The following is an 8,027-nucleotide window of genomic DNA, read 5'->3' as shown; positions in this document are numbered from 1 at the left end:
GACCGGCGGTCGACCGGCTCTCCGGCGCCGCGCCTCCTGCACGGGCCGTCGACCGCGTCGACGCCGGCCGCCCCCGGCCCGGCGCGCCGTCGCCTCGACCCGGGCATCGCCTGGGGCCTGCTCACCGGCCTCGCCATCGCGAGCTACACGATCTGGGACGCCCACGCCCTGCGCACCTGGGGCCTCTCGCCCGTGTCGTTCATGGTCGGCGTGACCCTCGTCGAGGTCCTCTTCTACAGCGCGTCGCTCGGCCGGCGTCGGGGCGAGCTCATCGCGGTCGCCCGCGCCCACTGGCCGCGGGTGCTGGCCTTCGGCGTGCTGTCGCCGCTGTCGTACATCCTCGTGTTGACGGCGATCCGGACGGCGCCGGTCGCCCTCGTCGCCCCGGCGCGCGAGACGAGCGTCGTGATGGTGGCCGTGTTCGGGGCGCTCGTCCTGCGTGAGGGGTCGCTCGTGAAGCGGCTCGCGGCCTCGGGCGTCGTGCTCGGCGGCATCGCCCTGCTCGCCCTCTGACGGGCGACGCACGAGCCCAGGAGGCGCGGGTCGGCCTAGAGGAACCCGGTCACCGCGACGGCGACCGCGGCCAGCAGCGCGACGGCGGCGAGCACCTTCGACGACCCCATCACGAGTCGGCGCCTCGGCCCACCGTCGTACGGCTCGTCGTCGGCGTCGCGCAGTTCGGGCGGGAGCTCGGCCTCACGGCGACGGCGCTCCTGCTCGAGGCGGGCGGCCCGTTCGACCCGGGCGACGCGCTCGGCCTCGTGTTGCCGGGCCTGCTCGGCCTCGCGGTCACGGGCGACGAGCAGCTCGAGTTCGCGGTGGGCCTCGTCCGACCAGGTCGCGAGGTCGTCGCCGGGGGAGTCGGGGGTGCCGTCGTCGTGTCGCATGCGGAGGCCTTCGTCGCGGGAGCAGGGCGGGGTGGTGGTCCGAGGGTAGACCGCCGCACCTGGACCCGCCATGGCCGGGGCGGCACCCCGTTCCGCCCCGCGGGCGGCTCGCCCAGGTTAGGCAGACAAGAGGTGAACTCTCGTTGAACGGGCCCAAAGATAGGTTCCTATGTCGGTCGGGCGCGTGCCACCATCGTCACGTCCTGCTCCCACCCGAAAGGCCGTCATGACCCTCCGCCGTCCCCGCGCCGCGACCGCCCTCGTCGGCGCCGCCCTGCTCGCCGTCACGCTGTCCGCCTGCTCGACCCCCGCCTCCTCGGCCACCGGCTCGTCCGACGCGGCCGGTGGCTACGCGGTCGACGACAGCACCCTCGTCTTCGGCGTCGTGCCCGACTCGGTCGACACCGAGACGAACTACCAGCCGCTGATGGACTACATCGCGAAGGAGACCGGCAAGACGGTCGAGTACCACGAGTCGACGGACTACGCGGCCCTGATCGAGGCGAGCATCGCCGGCCAGATCGACGTCGCCTCGTTCTCGGGCTTCACCTACGTCACCGCCACGAACAACGGCGCCGAGCTCACCCCGATCTCGTCGATCACCACGGCCGAGGGCCAGGAGCCCGGCTACTACTCGCAGGCCATCGTGCCGAAGGGCAGCGACATCACGTCGATCGCCGACATGAAGGGCAAGAAGATCTGCTTCGTCGACCCGTCGTCGACGTCGGGCTACCTCTTCCCGAGCTACGCGCTGCTCGAGGCCGGCATCGACCCCGAGAAGGACATCACCCCGGTCTTCGCCGGCAAGCACGACGTCAGCGTGCAGAAGGTCGGCGAGGGCACCGAGTGCGACGCCGGCTTCGCCGAGGACAGCGAGGTCGCCAAGAGCGACGCCGTCGAGATGATCGACGAGCAGATGGTGCCCGGTGCGCCCATCGTCGAGTCGGACTCGCTGCCCGACGACGTCAAGGCCCAGCTGAAGGACATCCTCTCGAACGTCACCGCCGACGACATGGTCGCCGCGGGCATCGAGGGCGCCGACAGCGAGGGCTTCCGTGCCGTGTTCTTCCAGACCACCCCGGTCGACGACGCGTACTACGACCAGATCCGCGACATCTGCGAGAAGACGAACGCGTCGCAGTGCAAGGCCTGACCCGCACGACGTAGCACCTCCCCACCCCGGGAACCCGCCGGGACCCTCGCGCACGCGTGGGGGTCCCGGCGACGTCCCGGGGTCCGAGCACGACGAACCGGAGACGAACATGAACCCGCACACCGCCCCCGCCGAGACCGTCGTCCGGCTCGAGGGCATCACCAAGCGCTTCGGTGAGACCCTCGCGCTCGACGACGCCTCGGTCAGCGTCCGACGCGGCGAGGTCGTCGTGCTGCTGGGCCTCTCCGGCTCGGGCAAGTCCACCCTGCTGCGTCACGTCGACGGCCTCGAACGGCCGACCGACGGCCGCGTCACGGTGCTCGGCCGCGAGGTCACCGAGCTCACCGGGCGGGCCCTGCGGCGGCTGCGCAGCGAGGTGGGGTTCATCTTCCAGCAGTTCGAACTCGTGCCGTCGCTGACCGTGCTCGAGAACGTCCTGACCGGCTCGCTCGCCACCGTGCGCGGGCCCCGGCTCGGGCTCTGGTCGTACGGCCGGGCCGCGAAGGCCGAGGCGCTCGCCCGGCTCGAGCGCGTCGGTCTGCTCGACCGGGCCTACCAGCGCGCCGACACCCTCTCGGGCGGCCAGCAGCAGCGCGTCGCCATCGCCCGGGCCCTGATGCAGCGCCCCCAGGTGCTGCTCGCGGACGAGCCCGTCGCCTCGCTCGACCCCGAGTCGAGCGACCAGGTGATGGCGCTGATCCGCGAGATCGCGGCCGACGAGGGCCTCACCGTCATCTGCAGCCTGCACCAGGTCGACCTCGCCCTCTCGTGGGCCGACCGCATCGTCGGGCTGCGCCACGGTCGGGTCGTGCTCGACACCGGGACCGAGGGCCTGTCGAAGGCCCAGGTGATGGAGATCTACGGCCGCGTCGCCACGAGCACCGACCAGATGGCAGCCATCGAGCTCGAGCTCGCCGGGGACGCCGTCCGATGACCGCCGTCACCGAGCGCCCGCGCACGACCGGGGCGGCCCCCGCTCCCGTCACCGCGCCTCCTCGTCGCCGGGTCTCGCCCGAGCGCGTCGCGGCGGGCCTCACCCTCGTCGCCCTGCTGGTCGCGAGCCTCGTGGCCCTGCGCAGCGTCGACATCGACCCCGCGCGGATGCTGCAGAGCTGGGCCAACGCCGAGCGGTTCTTCGGCCGCGTCGGGGCGATCGAGTTCCCCCCGCTCGGCGAGCTGTTGCAGCTCACCGCCCTCACGCTCGGCCTCGTGATCTGCGGCACCCTGCTCGCCGCCGTCCTGTCGGTGCCGGTCGCCGTGCTCGCGGCCTCGAACACCACCCCCGGCCCCGCGTGGCGTGCGGCCGCCCGCTTCGTGACGGTGCTCGCCCGGGCCGTGCCCGACGTCGTGCTCGCCATGGTGTTCGTGCTGCTCTTCTCGCTCGGCACGCTGCCCGGCATCCTGGCCATCGGCCTGCACTCGGTCGGCATGATCTCGAAGCTCTTCGCCGACGCGATCGAGCAGATCGACGAGGGCCCGCGCACCGCCGTCCGTGCCGCCGGGGGCAGCCGCCTCCAGCAGTTCACCGCCGGCGTGCTGCCCCAGGTGCTGCCGTCGTGGGTGGCGACCGTGCTGCACCGCAACGACATCAACCTCCGCGGCAGCGTGATCCTCGGCTACGTCGGGGTCGTCGGCCTCGGCATGGAGATGTCGTTCGCCTTCAAGTCGCTCGACTACGGACTCGGCCTCGGATACGCCCTCGTCATCTTCGTGCTCTGCGTCGTGATGGAGATCGTCTCGAGCAGCGTCCGCGCCGCCATGCTCGGCATCGCGCCGACCGGCCGCGGTCTCGGCGACCGCGTCGTCCGACGGGCCACCAGGAGGCGCGGTGCCGGTCACCCCGCCCCGTCGCGTCCCGTGCCCGCCACCGTCGAGTCCGCGCTCCGCCGACCGTGGGACCGCGCCCGTCGACGCACCGTCTCGTGGGGGTGGCTCGCGGTCGCCGTGGTCGTCGCGAGCATCGCCGTCTGCGACATCGCCTGGTCCGACCTCGTCACCGTCTGGGCGAAGGTGCCCGCCGTCGCGACGCAGTTCTGGCCGCCGTCGTTCGGCAGCTACGAGGCGTCGACGATGGTCGCCGCCATGGGCGAGACGATCGCCATCGCGCTGGCCGCGACCGTGCTGACCCTCGTCGCCTCGATCGTGGTCGGGTCGCTCGCGGCCCGCAACGTCGCCCCGAGCCGAGGGGTGCGCAGCGGCATGCGCCTGCTGCTCGTCGGCATCCGCGGGGTGCCCGAGGTGATCCTCGCCATCGTGCTGATCGTCGTCACCGGGCTCGGCACGCAGGCCGGCACCCTCGCCCTGGCGCTCGGCGGCGTCGGGCTGCTCGGCAAGCTGCTCGCCGACTCGTTCGAGGAGGTCTCGCCCGGCCCCGAGCGCGCCCTCTCGGCCACCGGGGCGAGTCGCGTGCAGGTCTACGCCGGGGCGACCCTGCCGCAGGGCACCCGGGCCCTGATCGGGCACACCTTCTACATGCTCGACACCAACCTGCGGGCCGCGACGCTGCTCGGCATCGTCGGTGCCGGGGGAGTCGGCTACTACCTGCTCAACGCCAGCCAGGGCTCGAACTACGGGACGGTCACGGCGATCGTGCTGATGATCCTCGTCACGGTCCTGGTCGTCGAGGGGCTCGCCATCTGGATGCGGAGGGTCTTCCGATGACCGCGACACACGACACGGCCCACGGGGCGGCCCGTCACTCCGCTGCCCCGACCGCGGCCTCGACCGCGGCGGCAGGGCACGCGGCGGCTCCGCACGACGTGGTCGTCGTCGGCTCGGGCATCGTCGGCCTCGGTGCCGCCCTCGCCGCCGTCGACCGGGGGCTCTCGGTGCTGGTCGTCGACCGCTCCCCGGTGATCGGCGGTTCCACCGTGCGGAACTTCGGCCACCTCTGCCTCACCCCGCAGAGCGGCGAGGCCCGCCGCCACGCCCTCGCCGCCCGCGAGCTCTGGCTGCGGCTGGCCCGCGACGCCGGCTTCTGGCTGTCCCGGCGCGGCACGCTCGTCGCCGCCCGACACGTCGACGAGCTCGACCTGCTCGACGAGCTGGCCCTCGCCCGCACCGACCGCGTGCTGGGCGACCGGCCCGAGATCGAGCGGATCGACGCGGCCGAGCTGTCGTCCCTGGCCCCGGTGGCTCCCGGCGCGGTCGTCGGCGGCGCCCTGCTCCCGTACGACCTGCAGGTCGACCCGAGGGAGGCGGCCGACGCGATCCGTCGGCACCTCGAGACGCGAGGGGTGCGCTTCCTGACCCGCACCTCCGTGGGGTCGGTCACGTCGGGACGGGTCGAGACGAGCCGCGGCCCGATCGACGCCGGGACGGTCGTCGTCGCGACCAACCACGACCTCGACCAGCTGCTGCCCGACCTCGCCGACCGACACGCCCTCGAGCGCTGCGGCCTCGACATGCTGCGGGTGCGGGCCGACCTCGTCCGGCCGCTCGTCGCCCCGCTGCTGACCGGTTGGTCGCTGATCCGCTACAGCGCGTTCGCCGGCACCGGAGCGGCCGACGCGGTGCGGTCCCGACTGCACGCCGAGCGCCCGGACCTGGCCGCGATGGACCTCAACCAGATGTACACGCAGCTGCCCGACGGGTCGGTGATCGTCGGGGACAGCCACCGGAAGGGCGCCGCGATCGCGCCGTTCCAGGACGAACGGATCGCCGACGCCTTCCTCGACGAGTTCCGCGTGCTGTTCGGTGCCGAGCCGGTCGTCACCGAGCGATGGCAGGGCGTCTACGCCTCGGGCCGCGACGAGTTCGTCGTCGACGAGGTCGCCCCGGGCGTGCTCGTCACGGTCGTCTCGACCGGCATCGGCATGACCACGGGGCTCGGTCTCGCCGAGCACGTCGTGGGGGCACACCTCGACGGCGGGCGCGACCGGGCGCTCGACACCCTCGCCCCGACCTCGACCGTCCACTCGCCTGTCACCTCGGCCGTCACCTCGCCCGTCCCCTCGCCCCTCACAGAGAGCCTCACCGCATGAGCACCACGACCGCCACCACCCCCGCCTGGTCCGGCACCCCCGCCGCCGAGGCCGCGACCCCGATCGAGCTCGTCGTGCTCGACATGGCCGGCACGACCGTCGTCGACGACGGCGTGGTCGAGCAGGCCTTCGCCCGCGTCGCCGACCGGGTCGACCTCGGCCCGACGCTGAGTCGCGACGAGGCCCTGCAGTACGTCCGCGACACGATGGGCCGCTCGAAGATCGAGGTCTTCCGGCACCTCACCGGGGGCGACGAGGCGCTCGCGCAGCGCGCGAACGACGAGTTCGAGGTGGCCTACGGCGAGCTCGTCGACGAGTCGGGAGTCGAGCCGATCGAGGGCGCGGGCGACCTCGTCGACGCATTCCGCGCCTCCGGGGTCTCGGTCGTCCTGACCACGGGCTTCTCGCCCGTCACGCGCGACCGCCTGCTCGACGCGCTCGGCTGGACGGTCGACGCCGCCCTCTCGCCCGTCGACGCCGGCCGCGGACGCCCCGCACCCGACCTCGTGCTGACCGCGCTGCTGCGCACCCGTGCCTCGTCCGTCGCCGCCGTCGCGGTCGTCGGCGACACCGTCAGCGACGTCCTCTCGGGGCGCTCCGCCGGTGCGGGCCTCGTCGTCGGCGTGACGACCGGCGCGCACACCCGCGAGCAGCTGCTCGCCGCGGGGGCCGACGTCGTGCTCGAGAGCGTCCGCGACCTCGTCGGGCTGTCGGCCTTCGCCGGGGTCGCGGCCGCCGGCGCGTCGACGACCGCGGTCGCGTGACCACCGCCCTGCCGCGGACGGGGGTGCCGCCGCGGACGACGGACCAGGAGGCGCGGGTCGCGTCCGTGACGGACCCCGCCTCCCCGGCCGCGCTGCCCCTCGACCCGGCCCCGACCGCCATGGTGTGGCTCGAACCCGGCCGTCCGCACGAGGCCGTCGCGGTGCCCTCGGTCGTCCTCGAGCCCGGCGACGCCCTCGTCGAGGTCGAGCTGGCGACGATCTGCGGCTCGGACGTGCACACCACCCGGGGTGACCGGAGCGCGCCCGCCCCGCTCGTCCTCGGACACGAGCAGGTCGGTCGCGTGGTCGCCCTCGGGCCGGGGGCGGCCGCCGTGGACGGGACGCCGCTCGCCGTCGGGCAACGCGTCGTCTGGTCGCTGACCGTCTCGTGCGGTCGGTGCGCCACCTGCCGACGCGACCTGCCGCAGAAGTGCGAGTCGGTGCGGAAGTACGGGCACGAGCGACTCCTCACGGGCTGGGAACTGAGCGGCGGCTTCGCCACGCACGTGCACGTGCGGTCGGGCACGGCGATCGTCCCGGTCGAGGCCGACCTGCCCGCCGAGCTGCTGGCCCCCGTGTCGTGCGGCACGGCGACGGCCGTGGCGGCCCTCGACGCCGCCTCGGCGATCGTGCCCCTGGACGGTGCCGTGGTGCTCGTCACGGGGGCCGGGCTGATCGGCCTCACGGCGACCGCGCTGGCCACCGACGCCGGGGCCCGGGTGGTCGTCGTCGACCCCGAGCCCGCCCGCCGTCGACTCGCCGTCCGCTTCGGTGCGGTCGCGACGGCCGACCCGTCGGCTGCCCCCGACGCGGACGACGGCCTCAGCACCGCGTTCTCGGTCGCGGGTGGTGCCCCTCTCGTCGCCGTGGAGGCCTCCGGGTCGCCGCACGCCGTGGCCTCGGCGCTCGCCGCGCTGGGCGTCGGCGGCGTGGCCGTGCTCGTCGGCAGCGTCTTCCCCGCTCCGGCCGTACCGCTCGACGCCGAGAGCGTCGTCCGACGTCTCGTGACCCTCCGTGGCGTGCACAACTACGCCCCGCGGCACCTCGTCGAGGCCGTCCGCTTCGTCGAACGGAGGCACGCGGCCTGGCCGCTCGACGCCCTCGTGGGCGAGGTCGTCGCCCTGCGCGACCTCGACGCCGGGATCGCGGCGGCCGCCGCCGGCGGGTCGGTGCGGGTGGGCGTCCGGCCGGAGTGACCGGGGGCGGTGGCGGCCTGCGGGGGCTGCCCCGCGCCTCCTGC

8 protein-coding genes are annotated in these 8,027 nt (G+C 74.2%); 7 read left to right on the top strand and 1 reads right to left on the bottom strand.

Going from position 1 to position 8,027, the window contains the following annotated elements; translation table 11 throughout:
* On the top strand, window positions 1-513 hold a 513-nt coding region (locus IFT36_RS14045), incomplete at its 5' end, for a DMT family transporter (protein WP_200413441.1).
* A gap of 35 nt (window positions 514-548) precedes the next feature.
* Here IFT36_RS14045 and IFT36_RS14040 read toward each other — a convergent pair.
* Entirely contained in the window at window positions 549-887 is a 339-nt protein-coding gene (locus IFT36_RS14040; protein ID WP_200413440.1) for a hypothetical protein, read from the bottom strand.
* Window positions 888-1,113: 226 nt separating this feature from the next.
* Here IFT36_RS14040 and IFT36_RS14035 point away from each other — a divergent pair, with 226 nt between their 5' ends.
* From IFT36_RS14035 to IFT36_RS14010, 6 genes are all read left to right on the top strand, one after another.
* Window positions 1,114-2,040, top strand: a complete 927-nt coding sequence (locus tag IFT36_RS14035; RefSeq protein WP_123571400.1) for a phosphate/phosphite/phosphonate ABC transporter substrate-binding protein — start codon at window positions 1,114-1,116, stop codon at window positions 2,038-2,040.
* Between the two features lie 109 nt (window positions 2,041-2,149).
* Window positions 2,150-2,974, top strand: a complete 825-nt coding sequence (phnC, locus tag IFT36_RS14030) for a phosphonate ABC transporter ATP-binding protein (RefSeq protein WP_056043952.1) — start codon at window positions 2,150-2,152, stop codon at window positions 2,972-2,974.
* Window positions 2,971-4,701 (top strand): phosphonate ABC transporter, permease protein PhnE, encoded by a 1,731-nt coding sequence (gene phnE / locus IFT36_RS14025; RefSeq protein WP_200413439.1) that lies wholly within the window; start codon window positions 2,971-2,973, stop codon window positions 4,699-4,701. Before phnC ends, phnE begins: the two co-directional genes overlap by 4 nt.
* Window positions 4,698-6,023 (top strand): TIGR03364 family FAD-dependent oxidoreductase, encoded by a 1,326-nt coding sequence (locus IFT36_RS14020; RefSeq protein WP_200413438.1) that lies wholly within the window; start codon window positions 4,698-4,700, stop codon window positions 6,021-6,023. The genes phnE and IFT36_RS14020 overlap by 4 nt, the downstream gene beginning before the upstream one ends.
* On the top strand, window positions 6,020-6,787 hold the full coding sequence (locus IFT36_RS14015) for an HAD family hydrolase (protein WP_192118561.1): 768 nt from the start codon (window positions 6,020-6,022) through the stop codon (window positions 6,785-6,787). The genes IFT36_RS14020 and IFT36_RS14015 overlap by 4 nt, the downstream gene beginning before the upstream one ends.
* Window positions 6,784-7,983, top strand: coding sequence for an alcohol dehydrogenase catalytic domain-containing protein (locus tag IFT36_RS14010; RefSeq protein ID WP_307785119.1), 1,200 nt, complete (start codon window positions 6,784-6,786; stop codon window positions 7,981-7,983). The genes IFT36_RS14015 and IFT36_RS14010 overlap by 4 nt, the downstream gene beginning before the upstream one ends.
* The last annotated feature ends 44 nt before the right edge of the window (window positions 7,984-8,027 follow it).

It is taken from the genome of Frigoribacterium sp. CFBP 13605, from assembly GCF_014839405.1.
GTDB lineage: Bacteria > Actinomycetota > Actinomycetes > Actinomycetales > Microbacteriaceae > Frigoribacterium.
The sequence above is the reverse complement of the archived record's forward strand: the minus strand, read 5'-3'. Positions and strand labels throughout refer to the sequence as shown.

What these genes read in the sequence shown, in the direction of transcription:
- IFT36_RS14040 (WP_200413440.1), bottom strand. Translation starts at nt 887, where the DNA reads ATGCGACACGACGACGGCACCCCCGACTCCCCCGGCGACGACCTCGCG.
- IFT36_RS14035 (WP_123571400.1), top strand. Translation starts at nt 1,114, where the DNA reads ATGACCCTCCGCCGTCCCCGCGCCGCGACCGCCCTCGTCGGCGCCGCC.
- phnC (WP_056043952.1), top strand. Translation starts at nt 2,150, where the DNA reads ATGAACCCGCACACCGCCCCCGCCGAGACCGTCGTCCGGCTCGAGGGC.
- phnE (WP_200413439.1), top strand. Translation starts at nt 2,971, where the DNA reads ATGACCGCCGTCACCGAGCGCCCGCGCACGACCGGGGCGGCCCCCGCT.
- IFT36_RS14020 (WP_200413438.1), top strand. Translation starts at nt 4,698, where the DNA reads ATGACCGCGACACACGACACGGCCCACGGGGCGGCCCGTCACTCCGCT.
- IFT36_RS14015 (WP_192118561.1), top strand. Translation starts at nt 6,020, where the DNA reads ATGAGCACCACGACCGCCACCACCCCCGCCTGGTCCGGCACCCCCGCC.